The organism is Escherichia sp. HH41S (assembly GCF_009820115.1).
Classification (GTDB): domain Bacteria; phylum Pseudomonadota; class Gammaproteobacteria; order Enterobacterales; family Enterobacteriaceae; genus Escherichia; species Escherichia coli_F.
Map to the genome: position 1 here is coordinate 318,479 of NZ_VNXE01000123.1, position 21,898 is coordinate 340,376.

Genomic DNA, 21,898 nt, shown 5'->3' on the forward strand with positions numbered 1-21,898 from the left:
AGTGAAAAAATTACGTATCGGCGTAGTGGGGTTAGGCGGCATCGCGCAAAAGGCGTGGTTACCGGTGCTGGCGGCAGCGTCTGACTGGACGTTACAAGGTGCGTGGTCGCCAACGCGCGCGAAAGCCCTGCCAATTTGTGAAAGCTGGCGCATTCCTTATGCCGATTCGTTATCCAGCCTTGCTGCCTGTTGTGACGCTGTTTTTGTGCATTCCAGCACCGCCAGCCACTTTGACGTGGTCAGTGCGTTACTCAATGCGGGGGTACATGTCTGTGTCGATAAACCGCTGGCAGAAAATCTGCGCGATGCTGAACGGCTGGTTGAACTGGCGGCGCGGAAAAAACTGACGTTGATGGTCGGTTTTAACCGTCGCTTCGCACCACTCTACGTTGAGTTAAAAACACAACTCTCCACCGCCGCCTCGCTAAGAATGGATAAACATCGTAGTAATAGCGTCGGGCCACACGACCTTTATTTCACGTTGCTGGATGATTATCTGCATGTGGTGGATACCGTGCTGTGGTTGTCGGGCGGCAAAGTCTCTCTGGATGGCGGTACGCTACTGACTAACGACGCGGGCGAAATGCTGTTTGCCGAGCACCATTTTTCGGCCGGTCCTTTGCAGATTACCAGCTGTATGCATCGCCGTGCCGGAAGTCAGCGTGAAACCGTGCAGGCCGTGACTGACGGTGCGCTCATCGACATTACGGATATGCGCGAATGGCGTGAGGAGCGCGGGCAGGGCGTAGTGCATAAACCGATTCCTGGTTGGCAGAGTACTCTTGAGCAACGTGGATTTGTCGGCTGTGCGCGGCACTTCATTGAATGCGTGCAAAATCAGACAGTTCCGCAAACCGCCGGCGAACAGGCCGTGCTGGCGCAACGTATCGTTGACAAGATCTGGCGCGATGCGATGAGTGAATAAACCCTGTAACATCTGGCGGTAGCAATTCACCATAATCCAGGTAGACTATTCGCCTCTTTCAGCGCCTGCCTTGCAGGCGTTTTGCCCGTGGGTCTGGATTAGAACACCGATGAATTTATTAAAATCGCTGGCCGCCGTCAGCTCGATGACCATGTTTTCGCGTGTGCTTGGCTTCGCACGTGACGCAATTGTCGCCAGAATCTTTGGCGCAGGGATGGCAACAGACGCCTTTTTCGTCGCATTTAAACTTCCTAACTTGTTGCGCCGTATCTTTGCCGAAGGGGCATTTTCCCAGGCATTTGTACCGATTCTGGCGGAATATAAAAGCAAGCAGGGTGAAGACGCCACGCGGGTCTTCGTCTCGTATGTTTCTGGCCTGCTGACACTCGCGCTGGCGGTTGTGACGGTCGCCGGAATGCTCGCCGCGCCGTGGGTGATCATGGTGACCGCGCCGGGTTTTGCTGACACGGCCGACAAATTTGCCCTGACTACCCAGTTATTACAGATTACCTTTCCTTATATCTTGCTGATTTCCCTGGCGTCGCTGGTGGGTGCGATTCTGAATACCTGGAACCGCTTCTCGATTCCGGCATTTGCTCCAACGCTGCTTAACATCAGCATGATTGGCTTCGCGCTGTTTGCCGCACCGTACTTTAATCCTCCGGTGCTGGCGCTGGCATGGGCTGTTACGGTCGGCGGCATCCTACAGCTGGTGTATCAGCTACCGCATTTGAAGAAGATCGGCATGCTGGTTTTGCCACGCATTAACTTCCACGATGCCGGGGCAATGCGCGTGGTGAAACAGATGGGACCAGCGATCCTTGGCGTCTCTGTGAGCCAGATCTCTTTAATCATCAACACCATTTTTGCCTCGTTTCTTGCTTCCGGTTCGGTGTCGTGGATGTATTACGCCGACCGCCTAATGGAGTTTCCGTCCGGTGTACTGGGCGTGGCGCTTGGCACCATTTTGCTGCCGTCGCTGTCGAAAAGTTTTGCCAGTGGCAATCATGATGAATACAACCGTTTGATGGACTGGGGGCTGCGTCTTTGTTTCCTGTTGGCGCTGCCGAGTGCGGTTGCGTTGGGCATTCTTTCAGGTCCGTTAACCGTTTCGCTGTTCCAGTACGGTAAATTTACCGCCTTTGATGCGCTGATGACCCAGCGGGCGTTGATTGCCTACTCGGTGGGTTTGATTGGCCTGATTGTCGTGAAAGTGTTGGCTCCTGGCTTTTATTCCCGCCAGGACATTAAAACGCCAGTGAAAATTGCCATCGTTACGCTGATTTTAACGCAATTGATGAACCTGGCATTTATCGGCCCGTTGAAACATGCCGGGCTGTCCCTTTCTATTGGTCTGGCGGCGTGTCTGAATGCTTCTCTGCTTTACTGGCAGTTGCGTAAGCAGAAAATCTTTACCCCGCAACCCGGCTGGATGCCGTTTCTGTTGCGTCTGGTGGTGGCGGTACTGGTGATGTCTGGCGTGCTTTTAGGTATGTTACATATTATGCCTGAGTGGTCACTGGGTACTATGCCCTGGCGTTTACTGCGTTTAATGGCGGTCGTGCTGGCGGGAATTGCCGCGTACTTCGCTGCACTGGCGGTGTTGGGCTTCAAAGTTAAAGAGTTTGCCCGTCGGACGGTATAACAATGCATTCCGGCCTGCACTGCAGGCCGGAGATAATCTTCAGATCGAAATCTTTTTACTGCCGCGATGGGGTATTGATGTCTGACCGTTCGCCCCGTACAGCGTCGGTTCCTGATGCGGTTTTAACATTTCCAGCGCCTGTTGATTGCGCTCAATCTGTCCTTCCAGTAACCAGCCATTATGTTGATTCATTTGACGTAGTTGCTGAGTTTGCACCGTAATTTCCTGCCAACGTTGACTAATATCAACGCTATTTTCTGCATTGGGTTCTTTTCTGCGTAACTGTTCGAGGTAATCCAACGTCGCCAGCAGTGAGCTTTTTTGTTCTGTAATCCATTGCAACTGGCTGCCGTTGATCTGCCCCATTGAGAGATGTTGCTGCTCTTGATCCATTACCGTTTTGAGATCGTTAAGCACTGCGGACATCTGGTCGAGGATCTCTGCAAGACGCGTCATACGATCAGTTACTCTGCAAGTCTTGCTGCGCTTCGTTGATTAGCGCATCGGCAATTTTGCCGGTGTCCATTTTTAGTTCACCGTTACGAATCGCCAGTTTTAACGCTTCGACACGTTCAAGATTGATATCACTGCTGCCGGGTTGCATTAGTTTTGCTTGCGCGTCGCTTAACGTCACACTGGTGCTGGTGGCGGCGGTTGTTTTTGCCGCCCGGGTATTCGTTACCGGCGCGTCAGTGGTTTCACGCGGTTGAACGGTGCTTACGGGCTTCAGAGGTGAAGTGCGGTCAATACTCATGGTTTATTCCTCATTGAGGGCGCTTTTATCATGTGTTGCTTATTTATCGGCAAGGGACGGGTAATCTTTAACAGCTTACAGGTTTATAAGAATATTCCCATCTGCATCAACAACGCCGCTGACCACCTGTCCCGATACCATGCGCACCCGCGCATTCTGTGCGACGGCAGCATTGTTCAACGCCTGACCTTCAGCGTTGGCGCTAAATCCATCACCGTTGGCGATCACGTTGACGCGTTGTCCCGCTTTTACACGCCAGGCCTGGCGCAACTGGGTTAATTGGATAGGTTGTTCGGGTGATAGATCGCGCAGGCTAACGGCATCAATAAGTTGATTGATATCCAACACAGTACGCGGCGGCAAGGTGTCCAGTCGTCCGCGTTTCAGTTTTACATTGCCAGCTTCCAGCTTTCCTCCCCGCACAATGGGCATCGCGGCAACCACATAATTTCCTGTGGCCTGTACATTGACTTGCAAATATCGTTTGTCGTTACCGCAGCGTGCCAGCACATTCACATTTCCCCACAGGCGGGAATTATTGCTTATCGAAAGCAGTGGTTGCTCGCACGGCGGAAGTAGATGGGGCGATGTACGAATAGAAACACGAACCTCATCACTTACTCCCGCGAGCTGGGCGCTAAAAAAGGTTTGTAACTGCGATGTGAGATTGCTCGCCGTACTTAACGGACTGAACAGTATCGCAATGATCGCCACGCTACGTTTTATTGTCAGCATTTTCGCTCCCAGCCATTTCTACAACGTGAATTGTACCTGTACGCAATGACCATCAACGGCATAAATAGCGACCCATTTTGCGTTTATTCCGCCGATAACGCGCGCGTAAAGGCATTTAAGCTGATGGCAGAATTTTGATACTTGCGGAGGAGATATGCTCGATAAGCTCGACGCCGCCTTACGTTTTCAACAAGAGGCGCTCAATCTGCGCGCCCAGCGTCAGGAAGTGCTGGCAGCAAACATCGCCAATGCCGATACCCCTGGTTATCAGGCACGCGATATCGATTTTGCCAGTGAACTTAAAAAGGTCATGCAGCGTGGACGGGATGAAACCAGCATGGTTGCGCTGACGATGACCTCAACGCAACACATTCCGGCGCAGGCGCTGACGCCTCCTACCGCAGAACTGCAATACCGTATTCCGGACCAGCCTTCGCTGGACGGTAATACCGTCGATATGGATCGCGAACGCACTCAGTTTGCCGATAACAGCCTGCAATACCAGATGAGCCTTAGCGCGTTGAGCGGGCAAATCAAAGGCATGATGAACGTTTTACAGAGCGGAAATTAACGGATGGCACTGCTGAACATTTTTGATATCGCCGGGTCGGCGTTAACTGCCCAGTCCCAGCGCCTGAATGTGGCGGCCAGTAATCTGGCGAATGCTGATAGCGTGACCGGTCCCGATGGACAGCCATATCGGGCAAAACAGGTGGTATTCCAGGTGAACGCTGCGCCAGGCGCTGCGACAGGCGGCGTAAAGGTTGCCGATGTTATAGAAAGTCAGGCTCCGGACAAACTGGTTTATGAACCGGGTAATCCGCTGGCGGATGCAAAGGGCTACGTGAAAATGCCAAACGTTGATGTTGTCGGCGAGATGGTTAACACCATGTCAGCATCACGCAGCTATCAGGCCAATGTTGAAGTGCTCAACACGGTGAAAAGCATGATGCTGAAAACCCTTACGCTTGGTCAATAAAGGAGAAATCTATGTCCATTGCGGTAACCACCACCGATCCGACAAATACCGGCGTTAGCACCACCAGCAGTAGCTCGCTCACGGGTAGCAACGCCGCAGATTTACAAAGCAGTTTTCTGACTTTGCTGGTGGCGCAGCTGAAAAACCAGGACCCGACCAATCCAATGGAAAACAACGAGCTGACGTCGCAATTGGCGCAAATCAGCACGGTCAGCGGGATAGAAAAACTCAATACTACACTCGGATCTATTTCCGGACAGATTGATAACAGCCAGTCGCTACAGGCCAGTAACCTGATCGGTCACGGTGTGATGATCCCCGGCACCACAGTTCTTGCCGGAACCGGCAGTGAAGAAGGGGCTGTGACCACGACCACGCCGTTTGGTGTTGAGTTGCAGCAGGCGGCAGACAAAGTTACGGCCACCATCACCGATAAAAACGGTGCGGTTGTCCGTACCATTGATATCGGTGAACTGACTGCCGGAGTCCACAGTTTCACCTGGGACGGTACGTTGACTGACGGCAGCACTGCGCCGAACGGTTCTTACAATGTAGCGATTAGCGCCAGTAGCGGTGGTACACAACTGGTTGCCCAGCCGCTGCAGTTTGCTCTGGTGCAGGGCGTGATCCGCGGCAACAACGGTAATACGCTGGATCTCGGCACTTACGGCACCACCACCCTCGACGAAGTACGGCAGATAATTTAAGCCTTCACATTTCAGGAGTCAGTCATGGCCTTTTCTCAAGCGGTTAGCGGATTAAACGCTGCCGCCACCAACCTCGATGTTATTGGCAACAATATCGCCAACTCCGCCACCTACGGCTTTAAATCAGGCACGGCCTCTTTTGCCGATATGTTTGCCGGTTCGAAAGTGGGACTGGGGGTAAAAGTTGCCGGTATCACTCAGGACTTTACCGATGGCACGACCACCAACACCGGGCGAGGTCTGGACGTTGCTATCAGCCAGAATGGTTTTTTCCGTCTGGTAGACAGCAATGGTTCGGTTTTTTACAGCCGTAATGGACAATTTAAGCTCGATGAAAATCGTAACCTGGTGAATATGCAAGGATTACAGCTGACGGGTTACCCGGCAACCGGTACGCCGCCGACTATTCAACAAGGGGCGAATCCGACCAATATTTCGATCCCGAATACCCTGATGGCAGCGAAAACTACCACCACGGCGTCGATGCAGATCAACCTGAATTCCAGTGATCCGCTTCCCTCTGTTAAAGGATTCGATGCCAGCAATGCGGATAGCTATAACAAAAAAGGTTCGGTGACTGTTTTCGATAGTCAGGGTAATGCTCATGATATGAGCGTTTATTTTGTGAAGACCGGGGATAATAACTGGCAGGTCTACACCCAGGATAGCAGTGATCCAAACAGTATTGCGAAGACAGCGACAACACTGGAATTTAATGCTAATGGCACATTAGTGGATGGTGCGATGGCGAATAATATCGCAACCGGCGCAATTAACGGCGCAGATCCCGCCACGTTTAGCCTGAGCTTCCTCAACTCCATGCAGCAAAATACCGGTGCTAACAACATTGTGGCAACCACCCAGAACGGCTATAAACCGGGCGATCTGGTGAGTTATCAAATCAATGATGACGGTACGGTTGTCGGCAACTATTCCAACGAACAAACCCAACTGCTGGGGCAGATTGTACTGGCGAACTTTGCCAACAACGAAGGTCTGGCATCCGAAGGCGACAACGTCTGGTCTGCGACGCAATCTTCTGGCGTGGCGCTGTTGGGGACAGCCGGGACGGGCAACTTTGGCACCCTGACCAACGGTGCGCTGGAAGCGTCCAATGTCGATCTCAGCAAAGAACTGGTCAATATGATCGTTGCCCAGCGTAACTATCAGTCTAACGCCCAGACCATCAAAACCCAGGACCAGATCCTCAACACGCTGGTTAACTTACGCTAATCGCTGACGGGATAGCTCAATGGATCACGCAATTTATACCGCGATGGGGGCAGCCAGCCAGACGCTGAATCAACAGGCGGTGACCGCCAGTAATCTGGCCAATGCCTCTACGCCCGGTTTTCGCGCACAGTTAAACGCCTTGCGTGCAGTACCGGTGGAAGGGCTTTCACTACCCACGCGCACGCTGGTTACGGCGTCAACGCCGGGTGCTGACATGACGCCCGGTAAGATGGATTACACCTCGCGCCCGCTGGACGTCGCGTTGCAGCAGGACGGCTGGCTGGCCGTGCAGACCGCTGACGGCAGCGAAGGATATACGCGTAATGGCAGCATTCAGGTTGATCCCACCGGGCAACTGACAATTCAGGGACATCCGGTGATCGGCGAGGCGGGGCCAATTGCTGTGCCGGAAGGGGCGGAAATCACTGTTGCTGCCGATGGCACAATCTCAGCGCTGAATTCTGGCGATCCGGCAAATACTGTCGCGCCAGTGGGGCGTCTGAAGCTGGTGAAAGCCACGGGCAGCGAAGTGCAGCGCGGTGACGACGGCATTTTTCGTTTAAGCGCAGAAAGCCAGGCTACGCGTGGGCCGGTACTGCAGGCAGATCCAACCTTGCGTGTGATGTCGGGAGTTCTGGAAGGCAGTAACGTCAATGCCGTTGCGGCAATGAGCGACATGATTGCCAGCGCGCGGCGTTTTGAAATGCAGATGAAGGTGATCAGCAGCGTCGATGATAACGCAGGCCGTGCCAACCAACTGCTGTCGATGAGTTAATTGAACGGATACATGACAAGTATAAGTTGCCCGATGCGCAAGTTTATCGGGTCTATGGGGGCAATCGCAATTTATTGATTTCGCGAGCTCTTGTAGGCCGGATAAGGCGTTTACGCCGCATCCGGCAAGAAGACAGATGCACTTTGTCACTAATCCACTACAGGACATTTTATGATCAGTTCATTATGGATCGCCAAAACGGGCCTAGATGCCCAGCAAACCAATATGGACGTCATTGCCAACAACCTGGCAAACGTCAGTACCAACGGTTTTAAGCGTCAGCGCGCGGTGTTTGAAGATCTGCTGTATCAAACCATTCGCCAGCCGGGGGCACAGTCTTCCGAACAAACCACCTTACCATCCGGATTACAAATCGGCACGGGTGTACGCCCGGTCGCCACTGAACGCTTACACAGCCAGGGCAACCTGTCGCAAACCAATAACAGCAAAGATGTCGCGATTAAAGGGCAGGGCTTTTTCCAGGTGATGTTGCCAGATGGCTCATCAGCCTATACCCGCGACGGCTCTTTCCAGGTGGATCAGAACGGGCAACTGGTGACGGCTGGTGGTTTTCAGGTGCAGCCAGCGATCACCATACCGGCGAATGCGTTAAGTATCACCATCGGTCGTGATGGCGTGGTCAGCGTAACCCAACAAGGCCAGGCAGCTCCGGTTCAGGTTGGGCAGCTCAATCTCACCACCTTTATGAATGATACCGGACTGGAGAGCATTGGCGAAAACCTCTACACCGAAACGCAATCCTCCGGTGCACCGAACGAAAGCACGCCGGGCCTGAACGGCGCGGGACTGCTTTATCAAGGGTATGTTGAAACGTCTAACGTCAACGTGGCGGAAGAACTGGTCAATATGATTCAGGTGCAACGCGCTTACGAAATCAACAGTAAAGCGGTATCCACCACCGATCAGATGCTGCAAAAACTGACGCAACTCTAAGGCATAACCGGTGGCAGATTCACCGGTTTACTGATTTTTGAAGATGATAGCCATGCAAAAAAACGCTGCGCATACTTATGCCATTTCCAGCTTGTTGGTGCTTTCACTAACCGGCTGCGCCTGGATACCCTCCACGCCGCTGGTACAGGGGGCGACCAGTGCACAACCGGTTCCCGGTCCGACGCCCGTCGCCAACGGTTCTATTTTCCAGTCTGCTCAGCCGATTAACTATGGCTATCAACCGCTGTTTGAAGATCGTCGACCACGCAATATTGGCGATACGCTGACCATCGTGTTGCAGGAGAACGTCAGCGCCAGCAAAAGCTCCTCTGCGAATGCCAGCCGTGACGGTAAAACTAATTTTGGCTTTGATACTGTGCCGCGCTATTTGCAGGGGCTGTTTGGTAACGCTCGTGCCGATGTCGAAGCCTCCGGTGGTAACACGTTCAACGGAAAAGGCGGGGCCAATGCCAGCAATACCTTTAGCGGCACGTTGACGGTGACGGTTGACCAGGTACTGGTCAACGGCAACCTGCATGTGGTGGGTGAAAAACAGATCGCCATTAATCAGGGTACCGAATTTATTCGCTTCTCTGGTGTAGTTAATCCTCGCACCATCAGCGGCAGTAATACCGTACCGTCTACTCAGGTGGCGGATGCGCGCATTGAATACGTAGGCAATGGCTACATTAACGAAGCGCAAAATATGGGCTGGTTGCAGCGTTTCTTCCTTAACCTGTCGCCAATGTAAGTGAGGCTGTGGTGATTAAATTTCTCTCTGCATTAATTCTTCTACTGGTTATCACGGCAGCTCAGGCTGAGCGTATTCGCGATCTCACCAGTGTTCAGGGGGTAAGGCAAAACTCACTGATTGGCTATGGCCTGGTGGTGGGGCTGGATGGCACCGGTGACCAGACAACTCAGACGCCGTTTACCACACAAACGCTTAATAACATGCTCTCACAGCTGGGAATTACCGTTCCGACGGGCACTAATATGCAGCTAAAAAACGTCGCTGCGGTAATGGTGACGGCGTCACTTCCACCGTTTGGACGTCAGGGGCAAACCATTGACGTGGTGGTTTCTTCCATGGGAAATGCCAAAAGTCTGCGTGGCGGTACGTTATTGATGACACCGCTTAAGGGCGTTGACAGTCAGGTGTATGCGCTGGCACAGGGCAATATTCTGGTTGGCGGCGCAGGGGCCTCCGCTGGCGGTAGCAGTGTTCAGGTGAACCAACTGAACGGTGGACGGATCACCAATGGTGCGGTTATTGAACGTGAATTGCCCAGCCAGTTTGGCGTCGGGAATACCCTTAATTTGCAACTTAACGACGAAGATTTCAGTATGGCGCAGCAAATCGCTGACACCATCAACCGCGTGCGTGGATATGGCAGCGCCACCGCGTTAGATGCGCGGACTATTCAGGTGCGCGTACCGAGTGGCAACAGTTCCCAGGTCCGTTTCCTTGCCGATATCCAGAATATGCAGGTTAATGTCACCCCGCAGGACGCTAAAGTAGTGATTAACTCGCGCACTGGTTCGGTGGTGATGAATCGCGAAGTGACCCTCGACAGCTGCGCGGTAGCGCAGGGGAATCTCTCAGTAACAGTTAATCGCCAGGCCAATGTCAGCCAGCCAGATACACCGTTTGGTGGTGGGCAGACTGTGGTTACTCCACAAACACAGATCGACTTACGCCAGAGCGGCGGTTCGCTGCAAAGCGTACGCTCCAGTGCCAGCCTCAATAACGTGGTGCGCGCGCTCAATGCGCTGGGTGCTACGCCGATGGATCTGATGTCTATTTTGCAATCAATGCAAAGTGCGGGATGTCTGCGGGCAAAACTGGAAATTATCTGATGATCAGCGACAGCAAACTACTGGCGAGTGCGGCCTGGGATGCGCAATCGCTCAACGAACTGAAGGCGAAAGCGGGCGAAGATCCAGCGGCAAATATCCGTCCAGTGGCCCGTCAGGTAGAAGGGATGTTCGTGCAGATGATGCTGAAAAGCATGCGCGACGCTTTGCCAAAAGATGGCCTGTTCAGCAGCGAGCACACTCGCCTCTACACCAGTATGTATGACCAGCAGATTGCCCAACAGATGACGGCGGGCAAAGGCCTGGGGCTGGCAGAGATGATGGTTAAACAGATGACGCCAGAACAACCGTTGCCAGATGAGTCCACGCCAGCAGCACCGATGAAATTCCCGCTCGAAACCGTGATGCGTTATCAAAATCAGACGCTTTCGCAGCTGGTGCAAAAGGCCGTACCACGCAACTACGATGATTCGCTGCCAGGTGACAGTAAAGCATTCCTCGCGCAACTCTCACTGCCCGCCCAACTGGCAAGCCAGCAAAGTGGTGTGCCACACCATTTGATCCTCGCTCAGGCGGCGCTGGAGTCTGGCTGGGGGCAACGGCAAATCCGCCGTGAAAACGGCGAGCCGAGCTATAACCTGTTTGGCGTCAAAGCCTCTGGCAACTGGAAAGGGCCAGTCACTGAAATCACCACGACTGAATATGAAAATGGCGAAGCGAAGAAAGTAAAAGCGAAGTTTCGGGTCTACAGCTCGTATCTGGAAGCATTGTCGGATTACGTTGGGCTATTAACACGTAACCCGCGCTACGCCGCCGTGACGACCGCCGCGAGTGCGGAGCAGGGGGCGCAGGCCCTACAGGACGCGGGCTATGCCACCGATCCTCACTATGCCCGCAAACTCACCAACATGATTCAGCAGATGAAATCGATAAGCGACAAAGTGAGCAAAACCTACAGTATGAACATTGATAATCTGTTCTGAATAACTCAAGTCCGGCGGGTCGCTGCCGATAATACTCTGTAATTGAAGGCTTATAAGGAACCTCCATGTCCAGCTTGATCAATAACGCCATGAGCGGACTGAACGCGGCCCAGGCGGCGTTAAATACGGCAAGTAATAATATCTCCAGCTATAACGTTGCCGGATATACCCGCCAAACCACTATTATGGCGCAGGCCAATAGCACGTTGGGCGCTGGCGGCTGGGTTGGCAATGGCGTCTACGTTTCTGGTGTGCAGCGTGAGTATGATGCGTTTATTACCAACCAGTTACGTGCTGCGCAGACGCAAAGTAGCGGCCTGACTGCCCGCTATGAGCAGATGTCGAAAATCGACAATATGCTCTCCACCAGTACCTCTTCGCTGGCAACACAGATGCAGGATTTCTTCACCAGCCTGCAAACGCTGGTGAGTAACGCGGAAGATCCGGCAGCGCGCCAGGCGCTGATTGGGAAATCAGAAGGGTTGGTGAATCAGTTTAAAACCACCGATCAATATCTGCGCGACCAGGACAAACAGGTCAATATCGCGATAGGTGCCAGCGTTGATCAGATCAACAATTACGCTAAACAAATCGCCAGCCTGAACGATCAGATCTCCCGCCTGACAGGCGTGGGGGCAGGGGCGTCACCTAACAATCTGCTGGATCAACGCGATCAACTGGTGAGCGAATTAAACCAGATTGTTGGTGTAGAAGTCAGCGTTCAGGATGGCGGCACTTATAACATCACGATGGCCAATGGCTACTCACTGGTTCAGGGAAGTACGGCGCGGCAACTTGCGGCAGTTCCTTCCAGCGCCGACCCTTCTCGTGCGACTGTCGCTTATGTTGATGGGACGGCAGGCAATATTGAGATCCCGGAGAAATTACTGAATACCGGGTCGCTGGGCGGCATTCTGACATTCCGTTCTCAGGATCTGGACCAGACGCGTAATACGCTCGGACAACTGGCGCTGGCATTTGCCGAGGCTTTCAATGCCCAACATAACAAGGGGTATGATGCCAATGGTAAAGAAGGGGAGGATTTCTTTGCTATCGGTAAGCCCGCGGTTCTGCAAAATACTAACAACAATGGTGGCGTTGCGATCGGTGCCACGGTAACCGATGCCTCCGCGGTACTGGCGACAGATTACAAAATTTCGTTCGACAATAATCAGTGGCAGGTCACCCGCCTTGCCAGCAACACCACTTTTACGGTGACGCCGGATAACAACGGTAAAGTGGTATTTGATGGTCTGGAGTTGACGTTTACAGGCACGCCTGCCGCTAACGACAGCTTCACGCTGAAACCGGTGAGCGATGCCATCGTCAACATGGATGTATTAATTACCGACGAAGCGAAAATCGCCATGGCGAGCGAAGAAGATGCAGGCGAAAGCGACAACCGCAACGGGCAGGCCCTGTTGGATCTGCAAAGTAACAGTAAAACGGTGGGCGGTGCGAAATCCTTTAACGACGCTTATGCTTCGTTAGTGAGTGATATCGGTAATAAAACTGCGACGTTGAAAACCAGTAGCACCACGCAAGGTAATGTGGTGACGCAGCTTTTCAATCAGCAGCAGTCGATTTCTGGTGTCAATCTCGACGAGGAGTACGGAAATCTGCAACGTTTTCAGCAGTATTACCTCGCGAATGCGCAGGTTCTGCAGACGGCAAACGCGATTTTTGATGCGCTGATTAACATTCGCTAAGGGGAGATAAAATGCGTTTCAGTACCCAGATGATGTACCAGCAAAACATGCGCGGCATCACCAATTCTCAGGCAGAATGGATGAAGTACGGCGAACAGATGTCGACGGGTAAGCGAGTCGTTAACCCTTCAGATGATCCCATTGCTGCATCACAAGCGGTTGTTCTCTCCCAGGCACAGGCGCAAAACAGCCAGTACACGCTGGCGCGTACTTTCGCCACTCAAAAAGTGTCACTGGAAGAGAGTGTACTTAGCCAGGTCACCACCGCTATCCAGAATGCTCAGGAAAAAATTGTCTACGCCAGCAATGGCACCTTGAGTGACGATGACCGGGCCTCGCTGGCTACGGATATTCAGGGGCTTCGTGACCAGTTGCTGAATCTGGCGAACACCACTGACGGTAACGGGCGCTACATTTTTGCCGGTTATAAAACAGAAACTGCGCCGTTTAGTGAGGCAGACGGCGAATATGTTGGCGGAGCAGAAAGTATTAAACAACAGGTCGATGCTTCGCGTTCGATGGTGATAGGGCACACGGGTGACAAAATTTTCGACAGTATTACCAGCAACGCGGTAGCGGAACCAGACGGTAGCGCTTCTGAAACCAATCTTTTTGCCATGCTGGATAGCGCCATCGCAGCCCTGAAAACGCCGGTCGCGGAAAGCGAAGCGGATAAAGAAACCGCCGCTGCGGCACTGGATAAAACCAACCGCGGACTGAAAAACTCGCTGAACAATGTGCTGACCGTTCGCGCGGAATTAGGCACGCAGCTGAACGAACTGGAGTCGCTGGATTCATTAGGTAGCGATCGCGCTTTAGGGCAAACGCAGCAGATGAGCGATCTGGTTGATGTGGACTGGAATGCAACTATTTCATCTTACATCATGCAGCAAACGGCATTGCAGGCATCGTATAAAGCATTTACCGATATGCAGGGATTGTCGCTGTTCCAGCTTAACAAATAAGCTTGCTTTAAAACATATCATGAAACTGGGTATGTTTTGTCTGCCTGCTCTGGGATCGCCGGGGCGGGCATTTTTTTGCCTATTTTGTATTGTTGGTTAGCAAGGATGCCATTTAATATGTTGATTCAAAGATGAAATAAAAAAGCCCTGGCAGTTACCAGGGCTTGATTACTTGAGCTAATTATTACTCAACAGGTTGCGGACGCGCAGGAGCGGCAGATGCATGATGCGTTGCCGTATGACCACCTGCGGCACCTTTACCTTCGAAGGTAAAAGCAGGGCGCTGCCAGTCACTGTGACGCGGTGCCTCCGGAACATATTCCGGTGCCGGAGCGCGCGTCATTGGCGCGGTAGCGTGGTTATGCTCAACGGTGACCTCAGATTCAACCGCAGCTACCGTTTCAACTTCTGCTGCGACTTCAGCGACGACTGGCGCGGCAGGTTGAGCAACAACTTCAGGCTGAGCAACCACAACCTCAGCAGTTTCGGCAACTTCTTCAATATCAGCCGTCTCTTCCTGCGGTTCAACAACCGGTTCTGCGTGTTCTACAACTTCCTGGGCTACGGCAACATCAGACTCGGTAATCACCTGTGGCTGTTCAGTTACCGCGGCGGCAATCACTTCAGGATGCGTCGTTTCAACCACTTCCGGTTGCGGTTCGGTAACCTGAACGGGGGCTTCTACGACTTCAGCCACTTCTTCAACAATCGGTGCGCTAACAACCGGTTCGACAGCGGCGGCGACAGGGACCTCAGTCACCATCGGTTGCACTTGTACTTCTTCCTGTTCGCGCTGCTCTTCAACCTGTACATCTTGCGGACGTACAATCGGATAGCGGATCCAGACTTTGCCAGAGGCCAGTTCCGGAGACGCGCACGCTACGGTTAACGGCATTGGCGACTGGGTCGGATAACGCTCGTCACGATAGCGACGACGACGCTGACCACTTACGCGCAGGTGACGAGGCGAGCGGCGAGAGCGACGCGGCATGCCACCGTTATCACGGTTATCAGCATTGTTCTCTTCCTGCTGTTCCGGCGCAGTTTGCGCTACGACTGGCAGCGGGACTTTCGCCAGTTCTGTACGCGGAGCAGGCACTTCCTGAACGATGGTTTCGGCAGCGGCAGTTTCTTCAACCACTGGTGCGGCTACCGTTTCTTCGGCTACGCTTTGCTCGTAACGCACTTTCTGATTCAGCTGGCGCTGTTTACGACGCGGCTGAACCGGACGTACACGTTCTTCCTGTTCGGTTTCCTGAACAGATTGCTCTTCAACATTCAGCGCTTTCGCTTCTTGTTGCGCCTGACGTTTATCATCATTACGGCGGCGGCTACGTTCACGACGCGGCGCTTGCTGCTCGTCGGTGGTACGCGCTTTTTCCGTTACCTCAGCCTGCTGACGCCTCTCACGCGTCTCGGCAGTCTGCTGCTGTGCCTGGCGACGATTACGACGGTTTTCTTCGCGATTATCGCTGCCTTCATTACGTTCGCTACGTGTGTCGCGGCGTTCATTTCGGTCACGACGGTTGTTCTGACGTGGCTTACGGCGGTCCTGTTGACGTTCCGGTTTCGTTTCAGTTTTCGGTGCCGGTTGCTCGGTCGGTTTGGTTTCTTCACCACCGCTGAACAGCGCTTTCAGTGCGCCGAAGAAGCGGCTCAACAGCCCAGGTTGTGCAGGAGTTGCTGGTGTTGTTGATGCAGCTTTAGGTGCTGGGGCTGCGACAGGCGCGGCAGGTTCAGCTGGGGTTGGCGCTGGCGGCACATCCGGCATGGCAAACGTTGCCAGCGCAGGTTGTTCCGGACGCTTACGTTCAGCGAACTCTTCTTCAGACGGCAGCGCCATCGCTTCTTCATGCAGCTTCGGCAGCATGTAGCTTAAGGTTGGGGTTTCTTCCCCTTTGCGCACGCGCAGCACATGGTAGTGCGGGGTTTCCATCTGATCGTTTGGCACAATCACACAGCGCACGCCGTCCTGACGAGTTTCAATGGCATTTACCGCAGAGCGTTTTTCGTTCAGCAGGTAAGAAGCGATTGGTACAGGAACAATGGCATGCACTTCCTGAGTGTTCTCTTTCAGCGCTTCTTCTTCAATCAGACGCAGAATAGAGAGCGACAGGGATTCGTTGTCACGCACGGTGCCGGTACCGGAGCAGCGCGGGCAGACGTGATGGCTGGATTCACCCAGCGATGGACTCAGCCGCTGACGGGACATTTCCAGCAGACCAAAGCGAGAAATATGGCTGATTTGAATACGTGCACGGTCCTGACGCACCGCTTCACGCAGACGGTTTTCTACCGCACGCTGGTGGCGGACTGGCGTCATGTCAATGAAGTCGATAACAATCAGGCCGCCGAGGTCACGCAGGCGCAGCTGACGAGCAATCTCATCGGCAGCTTCGAGGTTGGTGTTAAACGCGGTTTCTTCGATATCGCCGCCGCGGGTTGCGCGTGCGGAGTTGATATCGATGGCAGTTAACGCTTCAGTGCTGTCGATAACAATAGAACCACCAGACGGCAGACGGACTTCACGCTGGAAGGCGGACTCGATCTGCGACTCGATCTGGTAGTGGCTGAACAGCGGAATTTCACCAGTGTACAGCTTGATTTTGCTGCTGAAATCCGGGCGACCTAATGCAGCGATATGCTGACGCGCCAGTTCGAGCACTTTCGGGTTATCGATAAGGATTTCGCCGATGTCCTGACGTAAGTAATCGCGGAATGCGCGAACGATGACGTTGCTCTCCTGATGGATCAGGAACGGGGCAGGGCGGCTTTCAGCGGCTTTTTTGATGGCTTCCCAGTGTTTCAGGCGGAAGCTTAAATCCCATTGCAGCGCCTCTGCAGATTTGCCGACGCCAGCGGTGCGCACGATAAGCCCCATGCCTTCCGGCAGTTCAAGGCTTGCCAGTGCTTCTTTTAATTCGGTACGGTCGTCGCCTTCAATACGGCGAGAAATACCACCCGCGCGCGGGTTGTTCGGCATCAGAACCAGATAGCTACCTGCCAGGCTGATAAAGGTGGTCAGTGCTGCGCCTTTGTTACCGCGCTCTTCTTTATCAATCTGAACAATAACTTCCTGACCTTCACGCAACACATCTTTAATGTTGGGACGGCCATGAGCACTGTAGTTAGCAGGGAAATATTCGCGGGCAATTTCTTTAAGTGGGAGGAAACCGTGACGTTCAGCGCCGTAATCAACAAAAGCAGCTTCCAGACTCGGTTCAATGCGGGTGATTTTACCTTTGTAGATGTTTGCCTTTTTCTGTTCGTGCCCTGGACTTTCGATATCCAGGTCATACAGACGCTGCCCATCTACAAGGGCAACGCGCAACTCTTCCTGCTGAGTTGCGTTGATTAACATTCTTTTCATCGTAACTTACTCATTATTCTTACATTGACGACTAAGCTGCGGGCAAAGTAACGCCTTTCCGGGTGTGAACCGATGGCCTCGTGTCTAGTCGCGTCGCCAACCTCACGGTTATCGTCAGCTCAAAGAGGCGCAGAGTGTCGGTTGCCCGTTTTTCATGCGGAAAAACAGCGCAATTATCAAAGAAACAGACTGGGTATTACTCTCCAGAAATATTTCCATCTACCGGTAAGGACTGCAACCCGCAGCCCGCTAACTGCCTGAAAGATCAATACGTCTTACGCCATTGCTGCGTGGATGATCGGTCGGGCAAAATGGGTTATTCCGTAAAATTTCTTGTTTTAACAAGGATGGACACGGAAACGTTCTCATTATTCCACTGCAAGCCTTGTTATAGCAAGATGACTTTTACCATTTATCACCCGCTTACTCACAGTTTTTTCACTTCTTAATGGTGATTGGTTTAATAACCATCAATAAAGTGATGACGTAGTGAAGTAATAAGGTGCAAAACTAAATATAAGCATAGAAAAATGAGTGGCGCGAATCCTGTTGGCTAATTAGAATCGCCCACCATGAAAACAGAGACTCCATCCGTAAAAATTGTTGCTATCACCGCGGACGAAGCGGGGCAACGTATCGACAACTTTTTGCGTACCCAATTGAAAGGCGTACCTAAAAGTATGATTTACCGTATTTTGCGTAAAGGCGAAGTGCGGGTGAACAAAAAACGTATTAAGCCTGAATATAAACTCGAAGCAGGTGATGAGGTGCGCATTCCACCGGTTCGCGTTGCTGAACGTGAAGAGGAGGCGGTTTCGCCACATCTGCAAAAGGTGGCGGCGCTGGCGGACGTCATCTTATATGAAGATGACCATATCCTGGTGCTGAATAAACCTTCCGGTACGGCAGTACATGGCGGCAGTGGTTTAAGCTTCGGCGTTATCGAAGGTTTACGGGCGTTGCGCCCGGAAGCGCGGTTCCTTGAACTGGTACATCGTCTCGACCGGGACACTTCCGGTGTGTTGCTGGTAGCGAAAAAACGCTCGGCGTTGCGTTCTCTGCATGAGCAATTACGTGAAAAAGGGATGCAAAAAGATTACCTGGCGCTGGTGCGCGGTCAGTGGCAGTCGCATGTGAAGAGCGTACAAGCGCCGTTGCTGAAAAATATTCTGCAAAGCGGCGAACGTATCGTGCGTGTGAGTCAGGAAGGTAAACCGTCGGAAACACGCTTTAAAGTGGAAGAACGCTATGCATTTGCCACCCTGGTGCGTTGTAGCCCGGTAACTGGGCGTACTCATCAGATCCGTGTGCATACACAGTATGCGGGTCATCCGATTGCCTTTGACGATCGCTACGGTGACCGTGAATTTGATAGACAGCTCACTGAAGCAGGCACGGGATTAAATCGTCTGTTCCTGCACGCCGCAGCGTTGAAGTTTACCCATCCGGGAACCGGTGAGGTGATGCGTATCGAAGCGCCGATGGATGAAGGTTTGAAGCGTTGTTTGCAAAAGCTGCGTAACGCGCGCTAATACAAGCATATAAACCTGATAATGGGCGGTTGGCCTGATAAGGCGTTTACGCCGCATCAGGCCGCCAGCACCGATTGCCGGATGCGACATACCTGCATCCGGCGTAAAAAACTATCCCATCAGCGGATTTTTCCCTTCCCGACGTAACATCTGACACAGCGCGATTAGCGGTAAACCAACCAGCGTGTTAGGGTCACGCCCTTCTAAACGCTCAAACAGCGTAATGCCAAATCCTTCACTCTTAAAGCTACCCGCGCAGTGCAGGGGATGCTCCTTACGCACGTAATTATCAATCTCCGCCTCGCTCAGGTGACGGAAATGGACGTCAAAAGGCTCCACTTCTGTTTGCAGATGCCCATTCGCCGAATTAAACAACGCCAGTCCAGTATAGAAGGTGACGATATTGCCGCTGGCTTTGCGTAATTGCAGACGGGCATTTTCTTCCGTTAACGGTTTACCGGTGATTTCGCCATCAAGAACACATACCTGGTCTGAACCAATAATTAAATGATCCGGATAACGTGACGCCAGAGATTGCGCTTTTTCTTGTGCCAGTCGAAGCACCAACTGTCGCGGTGATTCGTCGCTGCGTGGGGTTTCGTCGACCTCGGGTGCTGCACATTCAAAAGAGATTTGCAGTTTTTCCAGAAGAGCGCGGCGCCAGGGCGAGGTGGAGGCTAAAATAAGTTTAGGCATATTTTTTTCCATCAGATATAGCGTATTGATGATAGCCATTTTAAACTATGCGCTTCGTTTTGCAGGTTGATGTTCGTTATCAGCACTGAACGAAAATAAAGCAGTAACCCGCAATGTGTGCGAATTATTGGCAAAAGGCAACCACAGGCTGCCTTTTTCTTTGACTCTATGACGTTACAAAGTTAATATGCGCGCCCTATGCAAAAGGTAAAATTACCCCTGACTCTCGATCCGGTTCGTACGGCTCAAAAACGCCTTGATTACCAGGGTATCTATACCCCTGATCAGGTTGAGCGCGTCGCCGAATCCGTAGTCAGTGTGGACAGTGATGTGGAATGCTCCATGTCGTTCGCTATCGATAACCAACGTCTCGCAGTGTTAAACGGCGATGCGAAGGTGACGGTAACGCTCGAGTGTCAGCGTTGCGGGAAGCCGTTTACTCATCAGGTCTACACAACGTATTGTTTTAGTCCTGTGCGTTCAGACGAACAGGCTGAAGCACTGCCGGAAGCGTATGAACCGATTGAGGTTAACGAATTCGGTGAAATCGATCTGCTTGCAATGGTTGAAGATGAAATCATCCTCGCCTTGCCGGTAGTTCCGGTGCATGATTCTGAACACTGTGAAGTGTCCGAAGCGGACATGGTCTTTGGTGAACTGCCTGAAGAAGCGCAAAAGCCAAACCCATTTGCCGTATTAGCCAGCTTAAAGCGTAAGTAATTGGTGCTCCCCGTTGGATCGGGGATAAACCGTAATTGAGGAGTAAGGTCCATGGCCGTACAACAGAATAAACCAACCCGTTCCAAACGTGGCATGCGTCGTTCCCATGACGCGCTGACCGCAGTCACCAGCCTGTCTGTAGACAAAACTTCTGGTGAAAAACACCTGCGTCACCACATCACTGCCGACGGTTACTACCGCGGCCGCAAGGTCATCGCTAAGTAATCACGCGTCTGCGTGATGAAGCTTAGTGAGGATTTTCCCCAGGCAACTGGGGAAAGACCAAACCGGGCGGCGACGATACCTTGACACGTCTAACCCTGGCGTTAGATGTCATGGGAGGGGATTTTGGCCCTTCCGTGACAGTGCCTGCAGCATTGCAGGCACTGAATTCTAATTCGCAACTCACTCTTCTTTTAGTCGGCAATCCCGACGCCATCACGCCATTACTTGCTAAAGCTGACTTTGAACAACGTTCGCGTCTGCAGATTATTCCTGCGCAGTCAGTTATCGCCAGTGATGCCCGGCCTTCGCAAGCTATCCGCGCCAGTCGTGGTAGTTCAATGCGCGTGGCCCTTGAGCTGGTGAAAGAAGGTCGAGCGCAAGCCTGTGTCAGTGCCGGTAATACCGGGGCGCTGATGGGGCTGGCAAAATTATTACTCAAGCCCCTGGAGGGGATTGAGCGTCCGGCGCTGGTGACGGTATTACCGCATCAGCAAAAGGGCAAAACGGTGGTCCTCGATTTAGGGGCCAACGTCGATTGTGACAGTACAATGTTGGTGCAATTTGCCATTATGGGCTCAGTTCTGGCTGAAGAGGTGGTGGAAATTCCCAATCCTCGCGTGGCGTTGCTCAATATTGGTGAAGAAGAAGTAAAGGGTCTCGACAGTATTCGGGATGCCTCAGCAGTGCTTAAAACAATCCCTTCTATCAATTATATCGGCTATCTTGAAGCCAATGAGTTGTTAACTGGCAAGACAGATGTGCTGGTTTGTGACGGCTTTACAGGAAATGTCACATTAAAGACGATGGAAGGTGTTGTCAGGATGTTCCTTTCTCTGCTGAAATCTCAGGGTGAAGGGAAAAAACGGTCGTGGTGGCTACTGTTATTAAAGCGTTGGCTACAAAAGAGCCTGACGAGGCGATTCAGTCACCTCAACCCCGACCAGTATAACGGCGCCTGTCTGTTAGGATTGCGCGGCACGGTGATAAAAAGTCATGGTGCGGCCAATCAGCGAGCTTTTGCGGTCGCGATTGAACAGGCAGTGCAGGCGGTGCAGCGACAAGTTCCTCAGCGAATTGCCGCTCGCCTGGAATCTGTATACCCAGCTGGTTTTGAGCTGCTGGACGGTGGCAAAAGCGGAACTCTGCGGTAGCAGGACGCTGCCAGCGAACTCG

The 21,898-nt window shown here is 52.6% G+C and carries 22 protein-coding genes; 17 read left to right on the forward strand and 5 right to left on the reverse strand.

Annotation, left to right across the window (positions count from 1 at the left end; genetic code table 11):
- Position 1 precedes the first annotated feature (1 nt).
- Together FQZ95_RS25635 and murJ are read left to right on the forward strand one after the other, a co-directional pair.
- The gene (locus tag FQZ95_RS25635; protein ID WP_160530948.1) at positions 2-925 is read left to right on the forward strand and encodes a Gfo/Idh/MocA family oxidoreductase; all 924 of its coding nucleotides are present in this window, start codon (positions 2-4) and stop codon (positions 923-925) included.
- 109 nt (positions 926-1,034) lie between these two features.
- Positions 1,035-2,570, forward strand: a complete 1,536-nt coding sequence (murJ, locus tag FQZ95_RS25640) for a murein biosynthesis integral membrane protein MurJ (protein ID WP_001050688.1) — start codon at positions 1,035-1,037, stop codon at positions 2,568-2,570.
- 39 nt (positions 2,571-2,609) lie between these two features.
- On the opposite strand, the gene flgN is transcribed toward murJ, so the two are convergent.
- The 3 genes from flgN to flgA form a co-directional block, all read right to left on the reverse strand.
- The gene (gene flgN, locus FQZ95_RS25645) at positions 2,610-3,026 is read right to left on the reverse strand and encodes a flagella biosynthesis chaperone FlgN (RefSeq protein WP_000197347.1); all 417 of its coding nucleotides are present in this window, start codon (positions 3,024-3,026) and stop codon (positions 2,610-2,612) included.
- A 4-nt stretch (positions 3,027-3,030) separates the two neighbouring features.
- Complete coding sequence (flgM, locus tag FQZ95_RS25650; protein WP_000020882.1) at positions 3,031-3,324, reverse strand: flagellar biosynthesis anti-sigma factor FlgM; 294 nt, start codon at positions 3,322-3,324, stop codon at positions 3,031-3,033.
- 75 nt (positions 3,325-3,399) lie between these two features.
- Positions 3,400-4,059: a flagellar basal body P-ring formation chaperone FlgA gene (gene flgA, locus FQZ95_RS25655; RefSeq protein WP_000955728.1), complete on the reverse strand. Its 660-nt coding sequence runs from the start codon at positions 4,057-4,059 to the stop codon at positions 3,400-3,402.
- A 154-nt stretch (positions 4,060-4,213) separates the two neighbouring features.
- Here flgA and flgB point away from each other — a divergent pair, with 154 nt between their 5' ends.
- The 11 genes from flgB to flgL all read left to right on the forward strand — a co-directional run bounded on the left by flgB (position 4,214) and on the right by flgL (position 14,182).
- Positions 4,214-4,630, forward strand: a complete 417-nt coding sequence (gene flgB, locus FQZ95_RS25660; protein WP_000884705.1) for a flagellar basal body rod protein FlgB — start codon at positions 4,214-4,216, stop codon at positions 4,628-4,630.
- A gap of 3 nt (positions 4,631-4,633) precedes the next feature.
- The gene (gene flgC, locus FQZ95_RS25665; RefSeq protein WP_001196460.1) at positions 4,634-5,038 is read left to right on the forward strand and encodes a flagellar basal body rod protein FlgC; all 405 of its coding nucleotides are present in this window, start codon (positions 4,634-4,636) and stop codon (positions 5,036-5,038) included.
- Positions 5,039-5,049: 11 nt separating this feature from the next.
- Complete coding sequence (flgD, locus tag FQZ95_RS25670; RefSeq protein ID WP_000020488.1) at positions 5,050-5,745, forward strand: flagellar hook assembly protein FlgD; 696 nt, start codon at positions 5,050-5,052, stop codon at positions 5,743-5,745.
- A 24-nt stretch (positions 5,746-5,769) separates the two neighbouring features.
- The gene (gene flgE / locus FQZ95_RS25675; protein ID WP_088541680.1) at positions 5,770-6,978 is read left to right on the forward strand and encodes a flagellar hook protein FlgE; all 1,209 of its coding nucleotides are present in this window, start codon (positions 5,770-5,772) and stop codon (positions 6,976-6,978) included.
- Between the two features lie 19 nt (positions 6,979-6,997).
- Entirely contained in the window at positions 6,998-7,753 is a 756-nt protein-coding gene (flgF, locus tag FQZ95_RS25680; RefSeq protein WP_032183933.1) for a flagellar basal-body rod protein FlgF, read from the forward strand.
- 171 nt (positions 7,754-7,924) lie between these two features.
- On the forward strand, positions 7,925-8,707 hold the full coding sequence (flgG, locus tag FQZ95_RS25685; protein WP_000625837.1) for a flagellar basal-body rod protein FlgG: 783 nt from the start codon (positions 7,925-7,927) through the stop codon (positions 8,705-8,707).
- Between the two features lie 52 nt (positions 8,708-8,759).
- Positions 8,760-9,458: a flagellar basal body L-ring protein FlgH gene (gene flgH / locus FQZ95_RS25690; RefSeq protein ID WP_001295442.1), complete on the forward strand. Its 699-nt coding sequence runs from the start codon at positions 8,760-8,762 to the stop codon at positions 9,456-9,458.
- A gap of 11 nt (positions 9,459-9,469) precedes the next feature.
- Positions 9,470-10,567 (forward strand): flagellar basal body P-ring protein FlgI, encoded by a 1,098-nt coding sequence (gene flgI, locus FQZ95_RS25695; RefSeq protein WP_000589300.1) that lies wholly within the window; start codon positions 9,470-9,472, stop codon positions 10,565-10,567.
- Positions 10,567-11,508 carry a flagellar assembly peptidoglycan hydrolase FlgJ gene (gene flgJ / locus FQZ95_RS25700; RefSeq protein WP_103253914.1) on the forward strand — a complete coding sequence of 314 codons (942 nt, stop codon included), beginning with the start codon at positions 10,567-10,569 and terminating at the stop codon, positions 11,506-11,508. The genes flgI and flgJ overlap by 1 nt, the downstream gene beginning before the upstream one ends.
- Positions 11,509-11,573: 65 nt before the next feature.
- Entirely contained in the window at positions 11,574-13,217 is a 1,644-nt protein-coding gene (gene flgK / locus FQZ95_RS25705; protein ID WP_032183936.1) for a flagellar hook-associated protein FlgK, read from the forward strand.
- An 11-nt stretch (positions 13,218-13,228) separates the two neighbouring features.
- Complete coding sequence (flgL, locus tag FQZ95_RS25710) at positions 13,229-14,182, forward strand: flagellar hook-associated protein FlgL (RefSeq protein ID WP_032183937.1); 954 nt, start codon at positions 13,229-13,231, stop codon at positions 14,180-14,182.
- A gap of 184 nt (positions 14,183-14,366) precedes the next feature.
- Here flgL and rne read toward each other — a convergent pair whose 3' ends face one another.
- Positions 14,367-17,552, reverse strand: a complete 3,186-nt coding sequence (rne, locus tag FQZ95_RS25715; RefSeq protein ID WP_160530950.1) for a ribonuclease E — start codon at positions 17,550-17,552, stop codon at positions 14,367-14,369.
- 572 nt (positions 17,553-18,124) lie between these two features.
- Between rne and rluC the strand changes: the two genes are divergently transcribed.
- A complete protein-coding gene (gene rluC / locus FQZ95_RS25720) occupies positions 18,125-19,084 on the forward strand; it encodes a 23S rRNA pseudouridine(955/2504/2580) synthase RluC (protein ID WP_000846343.1) in 960 nt (319 codons plus the stop codon).
- A 111-nt stretch (positions 19,085-19,195) separates the two neighbouring features.
- Here the strand turns inward: rluC and yceF are convergent, their stop codons facing one another.
- Positions 19,196-19,780: a 7-methyl-GTP pyrophosphatase gene (gene yceF, locus FQZ95_RS25725; protein WP_001125202.1), complete on the reverse strand. Its 585-nt coding sequence runs from the start codon at positions 19,778-19,780 to the stop codon at positions 19,196-19,198.
- A gap of 198 nt (positions 19,781-19,978) precedes the next feature.
- Here yceF and yceD point away from each other — a divergent pair, with 198 nt between their 5' ends.
- The 3 genes from yceD to plsX all read left to right on the forward strand — a co-directional run bounded on the left by yceD (position 19,979) and on the right by plsX (position 21,876).
- The gene (gene yceD / locus FQZ95_RS25730; RefSeq protein ID WP_001174481.1) at positions 19,979-20,500 is read left to right on the forward strand and encodes a 23S rRNA accumulation protein YceD; all 522 of its coding nucleotides are present in this window, start codon (positions 19,979-19,981) and stop codon (positions 20,498-20,500) included.
- A gap of 51 nt (positions 20,501-20,551) precedes the next feature.
- Positions 20,552-20,725, forward strand: coding sequence for a 50S ribosomal protein L32 (gene rpmF / locus FQZ95_RS25735; RefSeq protein WP_000290727.1), 174 nt, complete (start codon positions 20,552-20,554; stop codon positions 20,723-20,725).
- Positions 20,726-20,805: 80 nt separating this feature from the next.
- Positions 20,806-21,876 carry a phosphate acyltransferase PlsX gene (gene plsX, locus FQZ95_RS25740; RefSeq protein ID WP_000197578.1) on the forward strand — a complete coding sequence of 357 codons (1,071 nt, stop codon included), beginning with the start codon at positions 20,806-20,808 and terminating at the stop codon, positions 21,874-21,876.
- Positions 21,877-21,898 lie beyond the last annotated feature (22 nt).